Consider the following 24,091-nt stretch of genomic DNA (forward strand, 5'->3'; position numbering starts at 1 on the left):
TAGCAGGAGCGGTGAAATTACCGCCAGCGGTCAACGCTGAGGCGGTAGACAGACGCCGATACCGCCTAACCCGCAGTAGCCGTTCGGGTTCTTGTGCAGGTATTGTTGGTGATCATCTTCCGCATAATAGAACGGACCTGCAGGCTCGATTTCTGTGCTGATAGCCCGGCCATCGCCGTTTTCTCTCATCGCCTGCTGAAAACGCTGAAGGCTTTCCTGCGCGGCCTGTTCCTGTTCGGGTGTGAGCGTATAAATGGCGGAGCGATACTGGCTACCGATATCACCACCCTGACGCATACCCTGCGCGGGGTCGTGATTTTCCCAGAATAGTTGCAGTAACTGAGCGTAGCTGACAACCGCAGGGTCGAAAACGACACGCACGGCTTCGGCGTGGTCGGTTTGCCCGCTGCACACTTCGCGGTAGGTCGGGTTGGGCGTGTAACCACCGATATAACCCGCTGCGGTGCTGTAGATGCCCGGCTGTTGCCAGAACAAACGCTCTGCGCCCCAGAAGCAGCCCATCGCAAAAATAGCGACAGACATGTGATCCGGCACATGCGTCATTGAGTGTTCATGCACGACGTGCAGCCTGGCTACCGGCATGGGGGTAGCACGCCCCGGTAAAGCATCGGATTGCGTAATCCGTTGCATCTTATCAATCGAATTCATCACGTTGTTAACTCCAGCTAGACTGGGTACATAACCCGCTTTCATGGAAAGCATAACCAAGAAGCCTTGGGCTGTCTTTATATCTTAATCGTGTTTAATGTTAAGGTAATGTTTATCCACAATTCGGCATAGTGATGTTTGTAGGTGAATATCTATTTTTAAGATCGAAAATTAGTATTTATCACTAATATCATGCAAAGTTGGTAGGCGATTTTAACGCTATGTAACGGATTGTCAGGTAAGCGTACAGAGACGGCCGCCAACGCGGCGGGCGAAGTGATAAAAGCCATGCTATACCCTAAATAATTCGAGTTGCAGGCAGGCGGCAACCGCACGAATCCCCAAGAGCTTACATAAGTAAGTGACTGGGGTGAGTAAGGGAAGCCAACGCACATGCAGCTTGAAGTATGACGGGTATATAGGTTTTAGGCGACAGATTGATTTATCAGGGAGCTCAGTGACTATTTTCATTGCAAAAAGACGTTTCACTTCAAAGAACCGTTTCATTGGAAAAAAAAGTGTTACCGAGCAAAAAGGCGTAGCAAGACAAAAAAATGGCCTTGCTGGCTGCGGTGCACCGCGATACCGGATTCTTGGCCTGATGTGCGCGCTGCTCATGCTGGCACCGGAGAGTCAGGCGGCGAGTGTGCGCCTGCAAGTCATGGGGCTGGAAGGGCAGCTACAAAAAAATGTGCGGGCACGCTTGTCTACCATCGCGGTCGATGAAGTTAATGCCGACGGACGTTTCCGCTCACGCGTCGATGAAGCGATCCGTCAGGGATTGCGCGCGCTCGGCTATTACGATCCCCAGATTGGTTTTGAATTTCGGCCTGCCGTTAACGGCGGGCGACCCGTATTGATTGCGACAGTGACGGCCGGCGAACCGGTAAAAATTGCTGGTGTGAACATCACCCTGCGTGGTGGTGCGCATGACGATAAAGACTATCAACAACTGGTTAAAGACGATCGTCCTGAAATTGGTTCGGTGTTGAATCATAGTGATTATGATCGCTTTAAAAGCGGGTTGAACGGTTTGTCATTACGCAAAGGCTATTTCGATGCACGCTTCCAGCAAAGCCAGCTTGGCGTGATGCGCGAAGAGAAAGAAGCATTTTGGGATATCGATTTTGATAGCGGGGAACGCTATCGCTTCGGCGCCGTTAATTTTCAGGGCGCACAAATCCGCGATGATTATCTGCAAAATCTGGTGCCGTTTCATGAAGGCGATGCTTATACCAGTGAGGATCTCGGCGAGTTAAACCGTCGTCTTTCCGCAACGGGGTGGTTTAATTCCGTCGTGGTGTCACCCAATTTCGAACAGTCAAAAAGCACTAAGGTTCTGCCGCTGGATGCAGTGGTGACGCCGCGAACCCGCAACCGCATCGAAACCGGGGTGGGTTATGCTACTGATGTGGGCCCCCGCTTTAAAACGACCTGGAATAAGCCTTGGGTGAATTCACGGGGCCACAGTCTGGAAAGCAGCCTGAGCGTGTCTGCGCCAGAGCAATCACTCGATTTTAGCTACAAAATCCCCCTGTTGAAGAACCCTCTTGAGCAGTATTACCTGTTGCAAGGTGGTTTTAAACGCGAAGATCTCAACGATACTAAATCCGATGGCACTACGGTGAACGTTGCCCGCTACTGGGATCTCTCCAGCGGCTGGCAACGTGCGATTAATTTGCGCTGGAGCCTCGATCACTTTACGCAGGCGAGCGTGACGGATACCACGATGTTGATCTATCCGGGCGTCAGCATTAACCGAACCCGCCAACGCGGCGGGCTGATGCCGGTATGGGGTGATACGCAGCGCTACTCTATCGACATTTCCGACACCACTTGGGGATCGGATATCGATTTTGCCGTGGTTCAGGCACAAAACGTCTGGATTCGCACGCTGGAGGATAAACACCGCTTTGTCGTGCGCGGCAATCTGGGCTGGATAGAAACCAATAATTTCTCCCGCGTCCCGCCCTCACTGCGTTTCTTTGCCGGTGGCGATCGCAGCATTCGTGGGTATAAATACAAATCTATTTCGCCGCGTGACAGTAACGACAAACTGACTGGTGCGTCCAAGCTGGCGACCGGCTCGCTCGAATACCAATATAACGTGACGGGGAAATGGTGGGGCGCGGTTTTTGTTGATTCAGGTGAAGCAGTGAATGACATCAAACGAAGTAACTTCAAGACCGGCACGGGCGTCGGCGTGCGCTGGGCCTCGCCGATTGGTCCGGTGAAACTCGATGTTGCTATGCCGATCGGCGATGCAGAGAAGAAGAACGATGTTCAGTTCTATATCGCACTGGGGCCTGAATTATGATGGATGATAAAAACGAAAAAAAAGCACAGGATCCGGTGACAGAAGAAAACGTCACGCAGGAGAGCGCGCCGACAACGCCAGCGCGGAAAGGACGCTGGTGGAAAAGGATAGGAATCGGGATCGTCGCCTTCTTATTGCTGCTTATTGTTGGGCTGGGTCTGCTGGTGGGAACCACGCCGGGTCTGCATCTGTTGCTGAATACCGCCGCGCGGGTGGTGCCGGGACTCAACATTGCCAGCGTGAGCGGTGGCTGGCGTGATCTAACGCTGAAAAATGTCAGCTACGAAATGCCGGGCGTGACGGTAAAGAGTGATGAATTCCATCTGTCGCTCGCGCTGGGGTGCCTGCGCAAAAGCCAGTTATGTATCAATGATCTCTCGGCGAACCGCGTGGATGTCGTCGTGGATACCAAAGCCCTGCCTGTGGCAGAAGAATCACCGCCTCCTTCGACGCCAGTCACGGAAATCTCAGCACCTTTCCCTATTTCTCTGCGTCAGTTGGTACTCAACAGTGTTCAGGTTACCGTCGATGACACGGCGATTTCACTGGGCGAATTCCGTACGGGAATGCAGTGGGAAGGGCGCGCGCTGACGCTGTTGCCGACCAAAATTAGTGCGCTGCTGGTGGCCTTGCCAAAAACGCCGGTTAGTGTGCTGGAAGATGGCAAAGTGACGGCGGCTGAAATGGCATCCGTTATCAAAGAAACGGCGGCGAACGTACGCGAGGCGGCGGAACAAGGCTCATCGCAAACGCTTCAAATCGATAAAGTGCTAGAGGCAAATAACACGGTCGCGGCCGCCACGACGACGGCTCCAATACCGACAGCATCGACATCAAAAACGAATAGCGCATCTGACAAGCCAGCAGAGCCTGAACAGCCGCTGGGTGAACGCCTGAGCGAATTGTTCTCCAAACCGCTGCTGCCGAATCTACCGCAGTTCACGCTGCCGCTGGATCTGAACATTGTCGAGATTCATGGCGAACAACTGCGACTGACAGGCGATCAGGACATTTTGATTAATAACCTGTTCGTGCAGGCATCAACCCAACAGCAGCATTTGCGTCTGGACAAACTGATCGTGCAATCGCCGCAGGGCGGGTTGAATGTACGCGGTGAGGCGACGCTTAGTGATAACTGGCCCGTTTCGCTAACGGCGAACGGCGTGTTGAACGTCGATCCGCTCAAGGGCGAAAAGCTTAAACTGACAGTCGACGGCGGCCTGCGCGAACAGCTGAATGTGGCGCTGAATCTCTCGGGGCCGCAGCGTGCGCAGTTAGACCTACAAACTCAACTTGCGGAAGCTGGTTTGCCGCTGGCGTTGACGCTGCAAACCGAACGCGTGCGCTGGCCGCTGACGGGCGCAACACAGTATCAGGCTAGCAACGTCAGGCTGCGTTTTAATGGCAAAGCGACCGACTACGCGCTGTCGCTGCGCGGCGACCTCAGCGGTGCGGATATTCCCCCCGCGACGCTGCTGCTGGATGGTAAAGGTAACGAGCAGCAGTTTACGCTGAGCCGCCTGCGGCTGGCAGCGTTGCAGGGCAATGCCGATCTGAGTGCGCTTATCGACTGGAGTAAAGCGATCAGCTGGCGCAGTGAACTTCTGCTGAACGGGATTAACACCGCGAAACAGTGGCCCGAGTGGCCTGCGAAAATAGACGGAAAGATAACGACGCGCGGTAGCGTCTATGGCGGTAGCTGGCAGTTGCAGGTTCCTGAACTGCGACTGGATGGTAACGTGAAAACGAACAAGCTCACGGCCAGAGGTGAATTGCGCGGTAACGCGGCAGGCCAGTGGACAATACCTGGGCTGAATCTGGCGTTAGGCCGTAACCAACTGAACGTCAAAGGTGAGCTGAGCGACAAGTGGCAGTTGGATGCGGACATCAATGCGCCGTCGCTGGACGGCATGTTTCCCGGTCTGGCAGGGCGCGCGATTGGCACACTCAAACTACGCGGCAATCTGCATGAACCGCAGATGCTGGCGGATATCACGGCTTCCGGGCTGCGCTGGCAGGCTATTACGATTAGCCAGGTGAGGGTGGAGGGCGATGTCCGCTCTGAGCAGCAGATTCAGGGCAAACTCGCAGTGCGTCTTGAAGATCTGAAGCAAGATGGCCTGAATATTGCGCTGTTAACGCTCGATGCCAGCGGCAATGAGAAACAGCACCAGCTCCGGCTGAACATGCAGGGTGAACCGGTTGCGGGGCAACTCGCGCTTTCAGGCAGCTTCGATCGTCAGGAACAACGTTGGCGCGGCACGCTGAATAATACCCGTTTCGACACCCCTGTAGGGGAATGGCGTCTGACGCAGGATATGGCGTTGGATTATCAGAATACACAGCAGAAGATCACGATTGGTACGCACTGCTGGCGTAATCCGAATGCAGAACTGTGTGTACCAAAAGCGATTGAAGCGGGGCCGAGTGGACAGGCGAGTATTCGACTGAACCGCTTCGATCTTGCCATGTTGAAACCGTTCCTGACGGAAGATACCGTGCTGGCCGGGACGTTCACGGGCGGTGCCGATATTAGTTGGCAGGCGGGACAAGGTTTACCACAGGCGAAAATCTCGCTGGTAGGGAACGGTATCAGCGTTCGCCAACAGATGCAGGGCAACACGCTGCCGATTGATTTCGACATCTTTACGCTGAATGCCGGGCTCGACCGCGGGCGTGCACAACTCGGTTGGCTGATGGCGATTCGCGAAAACGGGCGCTTCAGCGGTGATATTCAGGTGACCGATCCACAAGGTCGGCGAAATCTTGGCGGCAGCGTCACGATCAACAATATTTCGCTGGCGTTGCTTAACCCTGCGTTGAGTAAAGGAGAAAAAGCCGCGGGGATACTGAATGCGAACCTGCGTCTCGCGGGCGATGTCGCTCGTCCTCAGTTATTCGGCCAAATGGTGCTGGAGCGGTTGGATATTGATGGCAACTGGATGCCGATTGACCTGACCAATGGGCGACTGGCGGTGAACTTCAGCGGGATGTCGTCAACGCTGCAAGGTTTCCTGAAAACGGACAATGGACAGTTGAACCTTGGTGGGAACGCGGACTGGTCGCGGCCTGATGCCTGGCGTGCGCGAATTGCCGCGAAAGGCCAGAAACTGCGGGTGACGATTCCGCCTATGGCGCGGTTGGATGTTTCACCGGATATTGTTTTTGAGGCCACGCCGCAGCTGTTTGCGTTAAACGGATCGGTCAGTATTCCGTGGGCGCGTATCGTGGTTAAAGATATGCCGGAAAGCGCCGTGGCGGTGTCGTCGGATGAAGTGATGCTCGATGCCCAGCGCCAGCCGTTGAAGAAAGCCAGCGCTGCGATTCCGATTAACAGCAACCTCACGATCCGCGTTGGTAATGATGTTCGGCTGGATGCATTCGGATTGGCTGCCCGTCTACAGGGTGATCTGAAGATGGTTCAGGACGAGCGCGGATTAGGGCTGAACGGTCAGATCGATATCCCGTCCGGCCGCTTTAAAGCCTATGGACAAGATTTGATCGTCCGTAAGGGTCTGATTTTATTCTCTGGCCCGCCCGATCAACCGATCCTGAATATCGAAGCTGTTCGTAATCCAGACAACACTGCTGACGACGTTACCGCAGGCGTGCGCGTCACCGGCATGGCCGCTACACCGAAGCTGGAAGTCTTCTCCGATCCGGCGATGTCGCAGCAGGAAGCGCTCTCTTATCTGCTGCGTGGACAGGGTTTGGACAGCGGCGGAGCAGATAGCTCGGCGATGACCTCAATGTTAGTAGGTTTAGGGGTTGCACAAAGTGGTCAAGTTGTGGGTAAAATCGGCGAGGCCTTTGGCGTAAGTAATTTAGCTCTGGATACACAGGGTGTTGGCGATAATTCTCAGGTTGTCGTCAGCGGTTACGTCCTTCCGGGTCTGCAAGTGAAATATGGAGTTGGCATATTCGATTCTTTGGCAACGTTAACGCTGCGTTACCGCCTGATGCCAAAGCTATACTTGGAAGCGGTGTCTGGAATTAGCCAGGCATTAGATGTGCTCTATCAGTTTGAGTTCTAGCGATGCGAATTATTGTTTACGGCAGTTTACGACGCAAACAGGGAAATAGTCATTGGATGACGAATGCGCAATGGTTAGGGGATTGTCAGCTCGCAGGGTTTGAGCTGTACGATCTCGGCCATTATCCGGCAGTCGTACCTGGTGATGGAGAAATCCGTTGCGAGGTTTATCGCATTAGTTCGTCGATTCTGACGGAGTTGGATGCGTTAAAACGGGACGGTCACGAATACCAGCGTGAGCTGATTCCCACTCCTCTGGGCAATGCCTGGATTTATCTATACAAACACCCTGTTGTAGGGCTGATGCGTATTGCCAGCGGTGATTGGCTAAAGCGCAATGGAGAAGAGGCTTGAGGTTGAGTCGCTAATCAAGTCTGTCGATATAAATAAAAACACCGCGTAATGCGGTGTTTTTGATCGTGTGGTGTCTTTGAACGCATCGCGCTTATTTGTTTTTTGCGCGCTCGAAGGACGCTACGATTTCGGCTTTTGCCGCTGCAGCATTATCCCAACCTTCAACTTTCACCCACTTGCCTTTTTCCAAATCTTTGTAATGTTCAAAGAAGTGGCCGATCTGTGCACGCAGCAGTTCAGGCAGGTCGTTGACGTCTTTAATATGATCGTATTCTTTGGTCAGCTTGCTGTGCGGAACGGCAACCAGCTTGGCATCTTCGCCTGCTTCGTCGCTCATTTTCAGCACGCCAACAGGACGGCAGCGGATCACTGAGCCTGGCTGCAACGGATACGGAGTGGGAACCAGCACGTCAACCGGGTCGCCATCCAAAGACAGCGTGTGGTTGATGTAGCCGTAGTTGCATGGGTAGAACATGGCCGTAGACATGAAACGGTCTACAAACAGCGCACCGGTATCTTTATCAATTTCATATTTGATTGGATCGGCATTCGCGGGGATTTCAATCACTACATAGATATCTTCTGGCAGATCTTTACCTGCGGGAACATCGTTCAGACTCATGTCAGTTTCCTTCTCTTAAAACCTGAAATAGCGTGGCCGTCATTATAGCCAAAAAGCGTTTAATGTCCCTGACTTTTAGCGCGCCTGAAGCGCTATGCGGTGGCGTGAGCTGTTTAAGTAAAAATACTTTCGTTACTAAAGTTTCTTTAAAGAAAGCAGGCTTGCTACCGATAGAAACATGATCGAGATCACGTTATGTGGAGAATTTCTCCGCATTTATTTACTAGTTGTAATTCCAGGGAAATAAAAATGTTAAGAAACATCACAATCAAGACGAGCTTGATTGCTTTGTTAGGAACGATGGTATTGCTCTTATTGCTGGTCTGCGGAATTGGCATCACTTCAATCAATCAGGGAATCACGTCGCTGACGACAATCGACAAGATTCAGGGCAAAGAGGTCACTGCGCTGGCTGGGAGCTATACCGCTTCGCTGCGGGCAAGAACAGGGGCGGCCTTGGCTGCTCGTCAGATGGAAAACGGGCTGACCGATCTCGCTAATGCGTCGGTAATGCGAGCGGAAGCCTATACGGCGCTCTCCCACAAGGAAATGACGCGTTTTCTTTCCTATGGCACCGTAACGGAACGCGGCGCCAAAATGGCGGCAGAGGTTAAAAGCAACTACGAGCAATACATGAACCTTGGCGTTCAGCCAATGGTCGATGCGCTGAAACGTGGTGACGTTGCTGCTTATTACGTGTTACTGCAGGACGTGCTACCACCGCTCAGCGTTAAGATGGATAAGGTAGCGAATGAATTCCGCGACTTTGGGCTGGAAGTGGGGGAAAACATGCTCACCGAAGCAGAAAGCTTTGCGTTTGACCGTCTGGCGATCATCGGTATTGCCTGCGTATTCGTTCTGCTGCTGGTATTGGCTGCCTGGATTGCACTGAAGCGTTCCATTTTGTCTCCGCTTGAAGAAACTGTCGCTCAGTTGGAGTTTATTGCCCATGGTGACCTGACTCAGCGTATTGCTGATGGCGGCAATAATGAAATTGGTCGCCTAATTCAGGCGATGAAGGCAATGCAGCATTCGTTGGCTACCGCCGTTGGTCGCGTCCGCGATGCGGGGATGCAGATTGACGTTGGTACTCGTGAGCTCTCTTCTGGTAATACCCATCTGGCTGCTCGTACGGAAGAGTCGGCATCGTCGTTGGAAGAAACGGCAGCCAGTATGGAGCAGTTGACCGCGACGGTAACGCTAAACGCCGAGAGTGCGGAACAAGCGCATACGTTGGCGCAAAACGTGTCTGATATTGCCAATAAAGGCAGCGAGACGGTCGGGGGCATGATTGAGAAAATGCAGATGATCTCCAGCAGCTCCGCACGTATTGGCGATATTCTGGCAGTGATTGACGGCATCGCGTTCCAGACTAATATTCTGGCGCTGAATGCGGCAGTTGAAGCCGCGCGGGCGGGTGAACAGGGACGTGGATTTGCTGTGGTTGCGGGGGAAGTCCGTAATCTGGCGCAGCGCAGTGCGCAATCGGCGAAAGAGATCAAAACGCTGATGGAAGAATCTCAGAGCCGCGTCAGTGAAGGTACCGTTATGGCAAAAATGGCGGGCGAAACAATGGACGACGTTTCTAATGCCGTGGCGCGCGTGACATCGCTAATGCGTGAGATCTCCACGGCAACGCGTGAGCAGAGTAATGGGATTGGGCAGGTGAATTTGGCGGTATCGCAGATGGATGAGGTTGCACAGCAAAATGCGTCTCTGGTCGAAGAATCCGCGGCTGCTACGCGTTCACTGGAAGATCAGGCGCGTCTGTTAGCAGAAAGCATGTCACAGTTTAAAGTGCAGTCGCAAGAATTTGCCGCTATCGGCCGATTCTAATATCCCCGTCATACTTCAAGCTGCATGTGCGTTGGCTTTCCTCGCTCACCCCAGTCACTTACTGATGTAAGCTCCTGGGGATTCACTGCGTCGCCGCCTGCCTGCAACTCGAATTATTTAGGGGATATATTTTTGCCTGACTCTTCACTCTTCGGAGGACGTATTCTCGTCTTCCGGTTGCTTCTTCTTGCGCAGCTTATCCCAGATTTTACTTTCCTGTCCGCGCCATAGGCGTTGGATATTGTCGTGGTGACGCATCAATATCAGGCAAGAAAGCATCGCGACGGGGAAGGTAAATTGTGGTTTGAACCACCAGACATAAAACGGTGCGATGAGCGCACTGACAATGGCACCGAGCGAGGAATAGCCACTTAATAGTACGGTCAGTAGCCAGGTGCCGGTCATTAGACCCGTCAGATCCCAACCGATTGGAGCGATGGCACCGAGAGCGGTTGCCACACCTTTACCGCCGCGAAAGTGGAAAAAGACCGGATAAATATGCCCGAGGCAGGCGGCGATGGCGGTTAATCCAAGATACAGCGGTGTAACGCCCAAGGCATAAGCGGCCCAGACAGGCAGCATGCCTTTCAGGATATCAAAGACCAATACGGTTGCAGCGGCTGCTTTGCCGCCAATACGCAATACGTTAGTGGCTCCGGGATTCCCAGAACCATGCTGACGCGGATCGGGCAGCCCAGCAATTCTGCAAAACAAAATCGCACTGGAAACAGAGCCACACAGATACGCGATTAACATCATACCAAGCGCGGTAACACTCATAACGCCATTCCGTTTAATAAGGGTCGTTTTACTCTTCTCATCTGTGGATAATACGCACATTCCGTCGGAAGTGGTATCCGACAGCGACAAAAACAGAGAACGGCGTGATGGATATCGTATTTATTGAAGAGCTTACTGTAATCACTACTATTGGTGTTTACGATTGGGAACAGACTATCCAGCAGAAACTGGTGTTCGATATCGAAATGGGCTGGGATAACCGTCAGGCTGCAGCCAGTGACGATGTGAATGATTGTCTGAGCTATGCTGATGTCAGTGACGCGGTGATTGCCCATGTGGCAAACCAGCGCTTTGCTCTGGTGGAACGTGTTGCTGAAGAAGTCGCAAGTATGTTGATGCAGCGCTTCTCCATTCCCTGGTTGCGCATCAAGCTTAGCAAGCCGGGCGCCGTGGCGCAGGCGCGTCAGGTTGGAGTCATTATTGAGCGCGGCGCGCGATAAATCTGATTTCACAGAATAAATACGGGTTTGCGTGCAACTAAATCGTAACCTGAATAGTCTATAAGCCAGTTATACCCGTCATACTTCAAGCTGCATGTACGTTGGCTGCGTTCACTCACCCGAATCACTTACTTGAGTAAGCTCATCGGGGTTCTTTCTCTTACCGCCTGCATGCAACTCGAATTATTTAGGGTGTGTAGCGGCTCGCTGAAGTGCGTGGCCGCTTTTTTATGGGCTGCATTTTCGTTTTTATTAGAGGCAAGGATTTTTAGATGACTGACCTGCATTCGTTGCTAATCGCATTTATTCTTGGCGTGGTCGAAGGGCTGACCGAGTTTTTGCCCGTATCGTCTACGGGACATATGATTATTGTTGGTCATTGGTTAGGGTTTGTTGATGAGAAAGCCAAGACGTTTGAAGTTATCATCCAGCTTGGCTCGATTCTGGCGGTTGTCGTCATGTTCTGGCGCCGTCTCTTTGGCCTGATAGGGATTCACTTCGGTGAGGTCCCGCATGAGGGGAAAACCGCTGGGCGTCTGAAACTGACGCACATCCTGTTGGCAATGATCCCTGCGGTTGTGCTCGGTCTGATTTTTCATGACGTCATCAAATCGCTGTTTTATCCGCAAAACGTGATGTATGCGCTGGTTATCGGTGGCTTCCTTCTGCTAGCCGCAGAATGGTTCAAACCAAAAGAACCACGTGCCGTTGGGCTGGATGACATTACGCATCGTCAGGCATTTATGATTGGCTGTTTTCAGTGTTTGGCGCTGTGGCCCGGCTTTTCACGTTCGGGAGCGACCATTTCCGGCGGTATGCTGATGGGGGTTAGCCGTTATGCAGCCTCTGAGTTCTCTTTTATTCTGGCGGTTCCCATGATGATGGGCGCGACTGTTCTGGATCTGTATAAAAGCTGGCATTTCCTGTCGCTCGCTGATGTGCCGATGTTTGCCGTTGGTTTCGTTACGGCGTTTGTTGTGGCGCTGATTGCAATTAAAACCTTCCTGAAAATCATCAAACGCATCTCGTTTATCCCCTTCGCGATTTACCGCTTTATCGTCGCAGGCGTTGTTTACATGGTATTTATGTAAGACTGAGCGTTTAGATTAGCGCTAGATACAGAAGAGGCCACGGATTAGCGTGGCCTCTTTGTTTTAGGTTGTGCTCGATACATCTGGCTGTTGCGCTTTCCAGTCTGCCAATGCATGAATACGGCGGCGAGCCAGCTCATTGCGCACATCAATGCCCTTAAAGCTATCGGCGACGACGCTGGCACTGCTGACCTGACTGGCGACGCGGAAGGCTTCACGCAGGTAATTGCCTTGCGGATAAGGGTTCTCTTCAAAGCCGGCTCGGCCTCTGGCATCGGCTTCGCTAGTCAGCGCTAACTGTTCCAGACGCTGCGGCTTGCGCCAGACGTCAATCGCATCAAATAACTTCAGAAGGGTTTTGGGTTGCAGTACCTGCACGGTATGAACCAGGTCATGATATTCCGCAACCAGCTTCGCCAAATCGCGAATTGGATTAGGCACGCGCAGGCGCTGACAGAGTGCTTCAACCAGTTTGACGCCCGCCGGGCCGTGGCCAAGATGACGCGGCCATAGTTCAGGTGGCGTTAGCCCTTTTCCTAAATCGTGGCACAGCGTAGCAAAACGCACGTCAATGTCAGGGCTGAGACGTGCGGCCATTGCCACCGTCATCATGGTATGAATGCCGGTATCGATTTCCGGGTGCCATTTGGCAGGGGCAGGTACGCCATACAGATTATCGATTTCAGGGAACAGCACGGCCAGTGCGCCGCAGTCACGCAGCACCTGAAAATAGACATCCGGCGACGAGGTGCCGAGTGCTTTTTCCGTCTCTTTCCAGACGCGCTCTGGCGTCAGATAAGCCAGCTCGCCTTCATGCGCCATTTTTTGCATCAGCGCCATGGTTTCTTCTGCAATCTGGAAACCGAGATGAGCAAAACGTGCGGCAAAACGGGCAACACGCAGAACCCGTAACGGATCTTCGCTGAAGGCGTCCGAGACGTGGCGTAGTACGCGGTTGTCGAGATCGAGACGGCCATGATAAGGATCGATCAGATCGCCACGCTCGGTACGAGCAATGGCATTGATGGTCAAATCGCGGCGTAGCAAATCCTGCTCTAACGTGACATCCGGTTCGGCATGACAGACAAATCCGGTATAGCCTTTGCCGGATTTACGTTCGGTACGCGCGAGTGCGTATTCATCGCGGCTGACGGGGTGTAAGAAGACAGGGAAATCTTTTCCAACCTGCTGATAGCCCTGTGCAAGCAGATGCTCTGGCGTAGCGCCGACCACCACCCAATCTTTCTCAGTGACGGGTAAACCCAGCAGGCTGTCCCGAACAGCGCCGCCGACAAGGTAGATCTTCAACGTCGGGCTCCTGAATAAATAACCAATACTTCATAACATACTACCATCTTTGCGCCGCCGTGTTGGGCACAGAGAAAAATGCCTGCAAGAAGCAGGCACGTATTTCGGTTAGCTCATCCAGCGGTCGTTTTTCTTTTTGCGGGGAATGATATGTGGCAACAGCAGACCCAGCAGCAAGCCTATGCCAGCAACACCGCCGCCATACATAAACCACTGTAGAATGATGGTACGCTGCTTATCATCAAGCTGGACATTCGCCGCGCTGACTTTCTTCTGTGCGACGATAAGCTGCGTTTTCAGATCCTGATTTTCCTGACGTAATCCGTTGATAACACTATCACTGGCAGCGACTTTCTGCTGCATATCAGCGGTACGCTGGTTCCAAGTCTGATCGATATTATTCAGTTTGTCAGTCAGGTCTTTTACCTGTTTTTCCAGTTCTGGCACCCGTGTGCGCAGGCTTGGCGTATCGCTAAGCTGGTCGAGAGGAATCCAGGTGGTGCGGTTTTTATCATCACGAATCTGCGCATAGCCCGCGCTTTCATTAACGCTGAGTAGCGTGACCTCAGTGCCAGCATTCACTGTGCCGACGATGCGATATTGATTGCCTGGCCCGCTGTGGACATACGTCAATAACTCATCGGAAATGTAGCGTTTTTCTTCCGCCTGTGCGGTCCAACTCAGCGTGAGTGAAAACAAAGTAAAACAGATTAAGCCTAATTTCTGCATAAGATCATCATGTTGCGTTAATGGTGGTCTGATAGTAGAGGCTTAAGTCTGACGAGGCAATGTATAAACCGAAATGAGAACAGTCTTAGAACCTATCCTATTAGGCTATTTCATTTGCCACTTTGAACCTGGGCATTGCTCGAAATCCTCACGTACTACGTGTACGCTCCGGTTTACTCGCTATGCTCGCCCGTTGGGCCGGACTAGCGTCCGTTCAACATGCGTTACATGTTGTCTGCGCGCTGTCCGTGTCCAAATTACTGCACCAATAACGCCTACTGGGACAGGTTCTTAGAAGACGGTATACAACCTGTTTAAAAACGGGAAAGTCGCGTAGTTGATGGCAAGTTTGCATAAGAAATGCGCGCTTGTTCGCAGGTGAAAAAGAGTGTGTGCGGTAAGGGTAGTAAGGTGCAGTAAAATGTTATTTACTGACATGATAATGAACGCGGTCTTGGTGTTGTGAATGCTATGAGTGAAGAAATTGAGCTGAAGTTTATTGTTCATCCCGACAGCGTTGAATCGCTGCTGACGCAACTGGCTGAATGGGAGAGTGATTATAGCCAGTATGAGCACATGCGTGCTGAGAGTCTGAGCAATATCTATTATGAAACGGCGGATAACTATCTGCGCCGTAATGGCATTGGTCTGCGTATTCGCGGCGAGAATGAACGCTACGAAATGACGGCGAAAACAGCCGGCAAGGTGATTGGCGGGCTGCACCAGCACCCTGAGTATAACGTTGCGCTGGAGAAAGCAGAGCTGGATCTCAGCCTGTTTCCTGTGGAAGTTTGGCCGGAAGATTGCGATGTTGAAGCGCTACAATCGTCGCTTAACCCGCTGTTTAGCACAGACTTTACGCGTGAGAAGTGGGTGTTTACTTACTACCAAAGCGTGATTGAGGTTGCGTTAGATCGTGGTGAAATTCGCGCTGGCGATCTGAGTGAACCGCTGTGCGAACTGGAGATGGAGCTCAAGGTGGGACAGACCACTCATCTGCTGGCCTTGGCAAAGGAAATCGCGGAGTTTGGTGGTATGCGCCAGGGCAGCCTCAGTAAGGCGGCACGTGGGTACCATCTGGCTAAAGGCAATCCGGTTCGCGAGTGTCTTCCTCTCAATCGATTGGTTGTGGATCCTAAAACCAACATCGATCAGGCTATCCGCGCGGCGCTGGAATTGGCTTTGAGTCACTGGCAATACCATGAAGAACTGTGGGTAAGGGGGGATTCCTCTGCTCGTGAAGCTCTACCACAGGCCAGTGCGTTGATGCGCGAAATGCTGGTGCTGGTGGGGGGCGTCGTGTTACGTAGGGTCACCACGCTTTTCCGCTCTGCACTCGCCACTCTGGAAAGCCGGTTAGAAGGCGCTGACGGGCCGGAAATCTGTTATAGCACCGACTACCTGCAAAGTAAGTTGGTACTAACTTCCTGGCTGGTCGAGTCTGGCTGGCGTGACTACATGGATAATAAAGATCGCATTAAGTTACAGGGATCGTTCAAACGCTTTGCTGACATTATGCTCAGCCGCAGCACGGCGGAGCTGAAAAGCGCCTTCTCTTCTAAATTGACGGAAGCGCAGTACGAACAGCAAATTCCTCGTCTGCAACGTAATCTCTACGCTTTTCTCCTTTTATCCGGTGCTTACCCGACGGATCAGGTAGAAGTCTACGTTGAACACTGGCAGATCCTGCTACAGGAAATTGAGCATCTCGCTGCCGATCAGGCGCCTTCAGTGTATCTGGAAGCAAATCGTAAAGCCGTGTTGACCCTGCCTCCGTTCTGGCTGCATAGCGGCGGACCATCACAGTAACCGTTAACTGCCGCCTGTCAGTGACGATAGGCGGCGCATCAAGGGAACCCCCATGTCGATACTTCCTTTGCCCGCTTTACCTGTGCTTCTGACGGAACAATCTCAGCGCGCTGTGTCGCGTTTGCGCGAGGCCGCGCCTGATGAACCGATAACAGACAGCGACGCGGCTGTTCTGGCATTGAGTGATTTTGTCAGCGATGCGCTTGCGCTGCATCCTGACTGGTGGCAGGGGATTCATCAGCAGCCTCCACAGCCTGAAGAGTGGCAGCACTATGCCGATTGGTTGAGCAACGCACTGGTTGACGTTAACGATGAAAATGCGTTGATGGCGGCATTGCGTCGGTTTCGCCGCCATATGCTGACGCGAATTGCGTGGTCACAGGCGCTGCAAACCAGTACCACGGAACACACGCTGCGTCAGCTTAGCGAGCTGGCCGAGGTGGTGATTGTTGCGGCCAGAAGCTGGCTATATCAGGCCTGTTGTCGTGAGTGGGGCACACCTTGCAATGCGCAGGGCGTGGCTCAGCCTCTGCTGATTCTTGGCATGGGAAAATTGGGTGGGGGAGAGCTTAACTTTTCTTCAGATATCGACCTGATCTTCGTCTATCCCGAAAATGGTCACACACAAGGTGGACGGCGTGAGCTGGATAATGCGCAGTTCTTCACGCGTTTGGGACAGCGGCTGATTAAGGTGCTGGATCAGCCGACCGTTGATGGTTTTGTTTACCGTGTGGATATGCGGCTACGTCCCTTTGGTGACAGCGGGCCACTGGTGCTCAGTTTTTCGGCCATGGAGGATTATTATCAGGAACAGGGTCGCGACTGGGAACGCTACGCGATGGTCAAAGCGCGTTTGATGGGCGGGATGGACGATGCGTACAGCCAGGAGTTGCGTAGTACGTTGAAGCCTTTCGTCTTTCGTCGCTATATCGATTTTAGCGTGATCCAGTCCTTACGAAATATGAAGGGCATGATTGCGCGCGAAGTGCGTCGCCGGGATCTGCGTAATAACATCAAGTTGGGGGCCGGTGGGATTCGTGAAATCGAATTTATCACGCAGGTTTTCCAACTGATTCGTGGCGGACGTGAACCGCTGCTGCAGGGACGTTCACTGTTGCCTACGCTCCAGCATGTGGGAACATTGGGGTTATTAACTCCACAGCAAGTGCTCGATCTCAGTACCTCTTACCTGTTCCTGCGCCGTCTGGAGAATCTGCTGCAGGCGATTGCCGATGAGCAGACGCAAACGTTGCCGAATGATGAACTGAATCAGCAGCGACTGGCATGGGGAATGGGTTTCGACAGCTGGGATACGCTGCAATCCATGCTGGAACAGCATATGCAGGCGGTGCGTCACGTATTTGATGACCTGATTGGCGATGATGCGCCGGACAACAATGATATCCCCGAACATGGCAGCTATAGCAGCCTATGGCAGGACACGCTGGATGACGGTGAGCTGGCTCCACTGACGCCGCATCTTACGGAAACCGTGCGTGAAAAACTGATGCGGGTGATTGTGGAGTTCCGCCACGATGTAGCGAAACGCACAATAGGGCCGCGCGGGCGGGATGTACTGGATCAGCTCATGCCGTGTTTGCTGGCAGAAGTCTGTGCCCGTCAGGAGGCGGATACGGTACTGTCTCGTCTGACCCCACTGCTATTGGGGATCGTCACGCGTACTACCTATCTTGAGCTGTTGCTGGAGTCTCGTGCTGCGCTGGCTCAGTTGATTCGCCTGTGTGCGGCTTCGCCGATGGTTGCCAGCCAACTAGCGCGTTATCCCCTTCTGTTGGATGAATTGCTCGATGCGTCAACGCTGTATCAACCGACGGCACCGAGCGCGTATGCCGATGAGCTACGTCAGTATCTGATGCGCGTCCCTGAGGACGATGAAGAACAACAGCTGGAAGCCGTTCGTCAATTCAAGCAGTCACAACAGTTACGTATCGCCGCAGGAGATATCGGTGGTGTACTGCCGGTGATGAAAGTGAGCGATCACTTAACGTATTTGGCAGAGGCGATTATCGCCGCAGTGGTTCAGCAGGCGTGGGGGCAGATGGTGGTGCGCTACGGCCAACCCTCCCACTTGCAGCATCGTGAAGGCCGTGGGTTTGCCGTTATTGCCTACGGTAAGCTCGGCGGTTGGGAACTGGGGTATAGCTCCGATCTGGATCTGGTGTTCTTGCTGGATTGTCCATCGGACGTGATGACGGATGGCGAACGCAGTATTGATGGACGTCAGTTTTACCTGCGCCTTGCTCAGCGTGTGATGCATCTGTTTAGCACTCGGACGTCATCAGGCATTCTGTATGAAGTTGATGCCCGTCTGCGACCATCGGGCGCGGCTGGCATGTTGGTGAGTACGGTTGAAGCGTTTGATGATTACCAGCGTAATGAGGCGTGGACGTGGGAGCATCAGGCGCTGGTGCGTGCGCGTATGGTGTACGGCGAAAGCGGCGTGCAGCAAACATTTGAATCTATTCGTCGCAGTATCCTCTGTACAGAGCGTGATGCTGATACCTTGCGAACCGAAGTGCGGGAAATGCGCGAAAAAATGCGTCAGCATTTGGCGAACAAAGATAAATCACTCTTTGATATCAAAACGGATGCGGGCGGTATTACGGATATCGAATTTATCGCCCAGTATCTGGTGCTGCGCTATGCCGCGCAGGAACCGCGTTTGACTCGCTGGTCAGACAATGTGCGTATTCTGGAACTGATGGCGCAGTATGGCGTGATGGAAGAGAGTGAAGCCAACGCGCTCAAGCTGGCCTACGTTACGATGCGCAATGAACTGCACCATCTGGCTTTGCAGGAACTGTCTGGGCGGGTTAGCAAGGATCGGTTTGTTGCGGAACGGGAACAGGTGCTAGTGAGTTGGAATAAATGGCTGATGGGTGAGTAAGTTTTCTCAATATATGTGGTCAAACGCTCGGCGAAGAGATTCGGAGCGGTGACGTGTAATCATAGTGCCTATGATATTATTACGCGCATTATGCGAAATAAAGCCTGGAGTAGAGGATGAAAGTGACGCTGCCTGATTTCCGTCAAGCGGGTGTGTTAGTGGTTGGTGATGTCATGCTGGATCGTTACTGGTATGGGCCAACCAGTCGAATTTCACCAGAGGCACCGGTGCCTGTGGTCAAGGTTGATACGATCGAAGAGCGCCCGGGCGGCGCGGCGAACGTTGCAATGAACATCGCAGCATTGGGGGCGGGATCGCGTCTGGTAGGGTTAACGGGCATTGATGATGCTGCACGCGCGCTGAACGCCAAACTTGGCGAAGTGAATGTGAAGTGTGACTTTGTCTCTGTTCCTACGCACCCGACGATCACCAAGCTGCGCGTGCTGTCGCGCAATCAGCAACTGATCCGACTGGATTTCGAAGAGGGATTTGAGGGGATCGATCCTCAACCTATCATCGAGCGTATCCAACAGGCGCTGCCAAAAATTGGTGCGCTGGTGCTGTCTGATTATGCAAAAGGCGCCTTGGCGCATGTACAAACTATGATTCAGACCGCAAAAGCAGCTGGCGTTCCGGTGCTGATCGACCCGAAAGGGACAGATTTTTCCCGTTACCGCGGTGCGACGCTGCTGACGCCGAACCTGTCTGAATTTGAAGCGGTTGCAGGACGTTGTAAAACGGAAGAAGAACTGGTTGAGCGCGGTATGCAACTGATGACGGATTACGATCTGTCTGCGCTGCTGATTACCCGTTCTGAGCAAGGGATGACGCTGCTACAGCCGGGCAAAGCTCCGCTGCATTTGCCGACGCAGGCGCAGGAAGTGTATGACGTGACTGGTGCTGGCGATACCGTAATTGGTGTTCTGGCTGCTGCACTGGCAGCGGGTAACCCGCTGGAAGAAGCCTGTTTCTTAGCGAATGCCGCCGCAGGTGTCGTCGTTGGCAAGCTGGGAACGTCCACGGTGACACCGATTGAGTTGGAAAATGCTATCCGTGGCCGTGCTGAAACCGGATTTGGCGTGATGACCGAAGAACAGTTGAAACATGCCGTTGAGCTGGCGCGTCAGCGTGGCGAAAAGATTGTGATGACTAACGGCTGCTTCGATATTCTGCATGCCGGACATGTGTCTTATCTTGCCAATGCTCGCAAACTTGGCGATCGGCTGATCGTTGCAGTAAATAGCGATGCATCAACCAAACGCTTGAAGGGGCCGACGCGACCTGTGAACCCGCTGCCGCAGCGGATGATCGTGTTAGGCGCGTTGGAAGCTGTCGACTGGGTCGTGCCGTTTGAAGAAGATACGCCCCAGCGTCTGATTGCCAGCATCCTGCCGGATATTCTGGTGAAAGGCGGAGACTACCAGCCACATGAAATCGCCGGTAGTGAAGAGGTCTGGGCCAACGGTGGTGAAGTGAAAGTTCTGAACTTTGAGGACGGCTGCTCCACGACAAATATCATCAACACGATTAAAGCCAGCACGTCTCAATCTTAAACGAAATAAAACTGACGGCGCTCGAACTATTTCGAGGCCGTTCAGGCCGCAAGCTAATGATTTTCGCCCTAGCCTATCACGGGCGAAAATCATGACGCCAACAGGGCGACACGTCAGATAAAACAGGTATGAAACCAGTGAAGAAAGAACCAGCCGAAGTGAATGTGGCCGCACTGCGGGTAGCGGAATTGCGCCGGGTCTTACGCCATCACGAATACAAATATCACGTTGAAGATGCGCCCGAAATTCCTGATATCGAATATGACAAACTCATGCAGGAATTGAAGGCGTTAGAAGCCGATCACCCAGAACTGGTGACGAGTGATTCTCCTACGCAGCGCGTTGGTGCGGCACCGCTGGCGGCATTTGAGCAAGTACGCCATGAAGTGCCGATGCTATCGCTGGATAACGTATTTGATGAAGAAAGCTATCTGGCCTTCAGCAAGCGAATTGGCGACAGGCTGAAGAACGGTGACGAGCTGACATTCTGTTGTGAACTGAAACTGGATGGTTTGGCTGTCAGCCTGTTGTATGAAGAGGGCGTTCTGGTACAGGCGGCCACGCGCGGGGATGGAACGACTGGGGAAAATATCACCAGTAATATCCGTACCGTTGGGGCTATCCCATTGCGTCTTGACGGTGACAATATTCCGCGTCGTGTTGAAGTGCGCGGCGAAGTGTTTATGAAACACGGCGGCTTTGAAAAGTTGAACGAAGAGGCTCGTCGTACAGGGAGCAAAGTCTTTGCCAACCCGCGTAACGCCGCTGCCGGATCGCTGCGTCAGCTCGACCCACGCATTACCGCTAAACGTCCGCTGACCTTCTTCTGCTATGGCGTCGGCCTGTTGGAAGGCGGTGAACTACCCGAGAGTCACTGGGAGCGGTTGATGCAGTTCAAAGCGTGGGGACTGCCGGTTAGTGACAGAATCAAGCTATGCACTGGTCCAGCCGAAGTGCTCGATTTTTATCGTCAGGTTGAACAGACCCGTAGTTCATTAGGCTTTGATATTGATGGCGTCGTCGTCAAAGTTGACTCACTGGCGTTGCAGGAACGGTTAGGGTTCGTTGCCCGTGCGCCTCGCTGGGCGGTTGCATTTAAATTCCCTGCGCAGGAACAGCTGACCTGGGTGCGCGATGTTGAGTTTCAGGTTGGGCGGACGGGGGCGATTACGCCCGTTGCGCGTCTGGAACCCGTCGCCGTGGCGGGTGTGATCGTCAGCAACGCTACGCTGCATAATGCCGATGAAATTGAGCGACTCGGTTTGCAGATTGGCGATCGAGTGATTGTGCGCCGAGCGGGGGATGTGATCCCGCAGATCGTCGGCATCGTCGAATCTGAACGGCCCGAAACCGTGCAACCGATCGTTTTCCCTGCTGCCTGCCCCGTGTGTGGATCTGACGTTGAGCGTGTAGAAGGGGAAGCCGTCACGCGTTGTACTGGTGGTTTGATCTGTGGCGCTCAGCGTAAAGAAGCGCTGAAGCACTTTGTTTCTCGTCGTGCGCTGGATGTTGAAGGCATGGGAGATAAGATCATCGATCAACTGGTGGAAAAAGAGTATGTCAAAACGCCAGCCGATCTGTTTCGCCTGAGCGCTGGGATCATGACCGGGCTGGATCGCATGGGGCCGAAGTCCGCGATGAACGTGGTCAATGCGCTGGAAAAGGCAAAAGGCACAACGCTGGCGCGTTTCCTGTACGCGTTGGGAATCCGTGATGTTGGCGAATCGACGGCTGCCAATCTGGCTGCCCATTTTGGTTCGTTGGAGGCGCTTTTTGCTGCCGATGAAGACGCGCTGCTGGAGGTATCGGATGTCGGTAAAATCGTTGCCGCGCATGTGCGGCACTTCCTTGAGGAAGAGCACAACCAAACCGTGATCCGCGAACTGACCGATCCCGCTGGCATCAACATCCACTGGCCCGACGTTCAGGTCGTCAATGCCGAAGAGATCGACAGCCCATTTGCAGGGAAAACGGTGGTATTGACCGGATCGCTGAGTATTCTGTCCCGCGATGAAGCCAAAGATCGGCTAACAGCGTTGGGGGCAAAAGTGAGCGGCAGCGTCTCGAAGAAAACCGATATGGTGATCGCTGGTGAAGCGGCAGGCTCTAAGCTGGCGAAGGCGCAAGAGTTGGGGATCCCAGTGATCGATGAGGCTGAAATGATCCGACTACTGGATAATTACGGTGATGTAAGCCCGTTATAGGAGAAACACGGGGATGAGGCTTCCAAAATGGGCGCCTTGCCTCGTGGTCGCTCTGTATATCTCGAACCTGAAACGACTACGCTATTGGGAGTGAACGCGGGTGGAAAAAGAAGACCTGATAGAGATTGCCAGGATGCAGATGCCTTTTGGTAAATATAAAGGGCGGGTGCTGATTGATTTACCAGAAGAGTACCTGTTGTGGTTTTCTCGCAAGGATGAATTTCCTCAGGGGCGCTTAGGGGAATTGATGCAAATTACGCTGGCAATCAAGATAGAGGGTTTGCAAGGATTGGTAACGCCGCTGAAGCGGCCCCGTTCCTGATTATCCATTTCCTCGCGCAGTCCTTGACGAAAAAAGGTCGTTTCAATGAAGCGACCTTTTACGTTTGCTACTTACCCTATCCCTGACGCAGACTATACGTAGACATTAATCTTATTGTCTTCGGTTGGGCGGTTAACGCCTTCTTGTTTAGCATTTTGCGTTGTAGAAGAGGAATCAGACTGCTGCTCTGACTTCTCACTCTGCAAACGAGCAATTTGCGCCTGTAATGCCTGGATCTGGGCCTGAATTGCCTGCTGCTGTTGTTCGATCAGTTTACGTTCTTCATCGCTTTCTGCGCTGGAAGCCGATTCGGTCAGTTTACTCACCTGCTTGGTGAGTGATTGGACCTGCTTGGTTAACTGCGCAATCTGCTGTTCTGACGTACTGCTGCTTTTACTGCTGCTTGCCGTTGTTGTCGATACGCTGATACTGCTGATTGTGTTTGACATCTTCCCTCCTGAAAATATGCCTATATACCCGAATTATTAGGGGTACAAGCCCTTATATCGGCAATTTAAACACTTTCTCGAAGGTGATATTGTTGGCAATCAAACATGAAATACTCACTTTCCTGACAGCTAATGTAACAAAATATATCAGTCAGGAAAGCGAGGGAAAGTCGAGGGGGAATGTGTCAGATTTGACGGTCAGACGTAGATATCAACACCGCCTTCTTTTTCTTTATTTTCAGTTTGTTGTGATGAACTTTCTGACGCCGCGCTAAGCGCTTTCTTTTCTGCTTCTTCTTTTTGGATGCGGGCAATTTCGGCATAGAGAGCCTGTATTTGTGCCTGAATCATCTGCTGCTGCTGCTTAATGAGTTTGCGCTCATCTTCACTTTGCGCGTTGGCGGCTGATTCACCCAACTCTTTTAGCTGTTTGGTTAGCACTTTGATTTGATTTTGTAATGCGGCAATTTTCTGTTGAGCGCCATTACCATTACTGGCTGCAGGCGCAGCCTTACTCTCTGTAGTCGATGAATTTTTACTCTTACTGGCCGTAGGTGCCGCCGCTACTTGTGACGGCGTATTCATGGTAATCCGGCTAATATCGTTGGACATCACTTCCTCCTGAAATAAGTCAGTTCTCCGATCA

18 protein-coding genes are annotated in these 24,091 nt (G+C 52.7%); 11 read left to right on the forward strand and 7 right to left on the reverse strand.

The genetic code is table 11. From position 1 onward, the window contains the following. Positions 1-30: 30 nt before the first annotated feature. The gene (gene msrA, locus DUT67_RS04230) at positions 31-669 is read right to left on the reverse strand and encodes a peptide-methionine (S)-S-oxide reductase MsrA (protein WP_113626715.1); all 639 of its coding nucleotides are present in this window, start codon (positions 667-669) and stop codon (positions 31-33) included. A 601-nt stretch (positions 670-1,270) separates the two neighbouring features. Between msrA and DUT67_RS04235 the strand changes: the two genes are divergently transcribed. The 3 genes from DUT67_RS04235 to DUT67_RS04245 are packed head-to-tail and all read left to right on the forward strand — an operon-like array spanning position 1,271 to position 7,373. Then, positions 1,271-2,986, forward strand: a complete 1,716-nt coding sequence (locus DUT67_RS04235) for an autotransporter assembly complex family protein (RefSeq protein ID WP_113632852.1) — start codon at positions 1,271-1,273, stop codon at positions 2,984-2,986. Next, a complete protein-coding gene (locus DUT67_RS04240) occupies positions 2,983-7,020 on the forward strand; it encodes a translocation/assembly module TamB domain-containing protein (RefSeq protein WP_113632809.1) in 4,038 nt (1,345 codons plus the stop codon). Before DUT67_RS04235 ends, DUT67_RS04240 begins: the two co-directional genes overlap by 4 nt. Positions 7,021-7,022: 2 nt before the next feature. After that, entirely contained in the window at positions 7,023-7,373 is a 351-nt protein-coding gene (locus DUT67_RS04245; protein ID WP_113626717.1) for a gamma-glutamylcyclotransferase, read from the forward strand. A gap of 91 nt (positions 7,374-7,464) precedes the next feature. Here DUT67_RS04245 and ppa read toward each other — a convergent pair whose 3' ends face one another. Further along, positions 7,465-7,995, reverse strand: coding sequence for an inorganic diphosphatase (ppa, locus tag DUT67_RS04250; protein ID WP_048262061.1), 531 nt, complete (start codon positions 7,993-7,995; stop codon positions 7,465-7,467). Between the two features lie 249 nt (positions 7,996-8,244). Between ppa and DUT67_RS04255 the strand changes: the two genes are divergently transcribed. Next, positions 8,245-9,831, forward strand: coding sequence for a methyl-accepting chemotaxis protein (locus tag DUT67_RS04255; RefSeq protein WP_113632810.1), 1,587 nt, complete (start codon positions 8,245-8,247; stop codon positions 9,829-9,831). Positions 9,832-9,975: 144 nt separating this feature from the next. On the opposite strand, the gene plsY is transcribed toward DUT67_RS04255, so the two are convergent. After that, on the reverse strand, positions 9,976-10,611 hold the full coding sequence (gene plsY, locus DUT67_RS04260) for a glycerol-3-phosphate 1-O-acyltransferase PlsY (protein ID WP_113632811.1): 636 nt from the start codon (positions 10,609-10,611) through the stop codon (positions 9,976-9,978). 107 nt (positions 10,612-10,718) lie between these two features. Here plsY and folB point away from each other — a divergent pair, with 107 nt between their 5' ends. Next, positions 10,719-11,072, forward strand: coding sequence for a bifunctional dihydroneopterin aldolase/7,8-dihydroneopterin epimerase (folB, locus tag DUT67_RS04265; RefSeq protein ID WP_113632812.1), 354 nt, complete (start codon positions 10,719-10,721; stop codon positions 11,070-11,072). Between the two features lie 272 nt (positions 11,073-11,344). Further along, a complete protein-coding gene (gene bacA / locus DUT67_RS04270) occupies positions 11,345-12,163 on the forward strand; it encodes an undecaprenyl-diphosphate phosphatase (protein ID WP_113632813.1) in 819 nt (272 codons plus the stop codon). A gap of 63 nt (positions 12,164-12,226) precedes the next feature. Here bacA and DUT67_RS04275 read toward each other — a convergent pair whose 3' ends face one another. Beyond that, positions 12,227-13,471: a multifunctional CCA addition/repair protein gene (locus tag DUT67_RS04275; protein WP_113632814.1), complete on the reverse strand. Its 1,245-nt coding sequence runs from the start codon at positions 13,469-13,471 to the stop codon at positions 12,227-12,229. 108 nt (positions 13,472-13,579) lie between these two features. After that, positions 13,580-14,200, reverse strand: a complete 621-nt coding sequence (locus DUT67_RS04280) for a TIGR04211 family SH3 domain-containing protein (RefSeq protein ID WP_048262048.1) — start codon at positions 14,198-14,200, stop codon at positions 13,580-13,582. Between the two features lie 471 nt (positions 14,201-14,671). Here DUT67_RS04280 and DUT67_RS04285 point away from each other — a divergent pair, with 471 nt between their 5' ends. The 5 genes from DUT67_RS04285 to DUT67_RS04305 all read left to right on the forward strand — a co-directional run bounded on the left by DUT67_RS04285 (position 14,672) and on the right by DUT67_RS04305 (position 22,996). Beyond that, on the forward strand, positions 14,672-16,009 hold the full coding sequence (locus tag DUT67_RS04285) for an inorganic triphosphatase (protein ID WP_113632815.1): 1,338 nt from the start codon (positions 14,672-14,674) through the stop codon (positions 16,007-16,009). Positions 16,010-16,061: 52 nt separating this feature from the next. Then, complete coding sequence (gene glnE / locus DUT67_RS04290; protein WP_113632816.1) at positions 16,062-18,917, forward strand: bifunctional [glutamate--ammonia ligase]-adenylyl-L-tyrosine phosphorylase/[glutamate--ammonia-ligase] adenylyltransferase; 2,856 nt, start codon at positions 16,062-16,064, stop codon at positions 18,915-18,917. A gap of 116 nt (positions 18,918-19,033) precedes the next feature. Further along, a complete protein-coding gene (hldE, locus tag DUT67_RS04295) occupies positions 19,034-20,470 on the forward strand; it encodes a bifunctional D-glycero-beta-D-manno-heptose-7-phosphate kinase/D-glycero-beta-D-manno-heptose 1-phosphate adenylyltransferase HldE (RefSeq protein WP_048262043.1) in 1,437 nt (478 codons plus the stop codon). A gap of 128 nt (positions 20,471-20,598) precedes the next feature. Next, entirely contained in the window at positions 20,599-22,674 is a 2,076-nt protein-coding gene (gene ligA, locus DUT67_RS04300; RefSeq protein WP_113632817.1) for an NAD-dependent DNA ligase LigA, read from the forward strand. A gap of 100 nt (positions 22,675-22,774) precedes the next feature. Further along, positions 22,775-22,996 (forward strand): DUF3820 family protein, encoded by a 222-nt coding sequence (locus DUT67_RS04305; protein ID WP_048262039.1) that lies wholly within the window; start codon positions 22,775-22,777, stop codon positions 22,994-22,996. 92 nt (positions 22,997-23,088) lie between these two features. Here DUT67_RS04305 and DUT67_RS04310 read toward each other — a convergent pair whose 3' ends face one another. Both DUT67_RS04310 and DUT67_RS04315 read right to left on the reverse strand, forming a co-directional pair. After that, positions 23,089-23,445, reverse strand: a complete 357-nt coding sequence (locus tag DUT67_RS04310) for a FlxA-like family protein (RefSeq protein ID WP_048262037.1) — start codon at positions 23,443-23,445, stop codon at positions 23,089-23,091. A gap of 198 nt (positions 23,446-23,643) precedes the next feature. Continuing rightward, positions 23,644-24,057, reverse strand: a complete 414-nt coding sequence (locus DUT67_RS04315) for a FlxA-like family protein (protein ID WP_113626726.1) — start codon at positions 24,055-24,057, stop codon at positions 23,644-23,646. Positions 24,058-24,091 lie beyond the last annotated feature (34 nt).

Origin of the sequence: Pectobacterium peruviense, from assembly GCF_003312355.2 — a bacterium.
GTDB lineage: Bacteria > Pseudomonadota > Gammaproteobacteria > Enterobacterales > Enterobacteriaceae > Pectobacterium > Pectobacterium peruviense.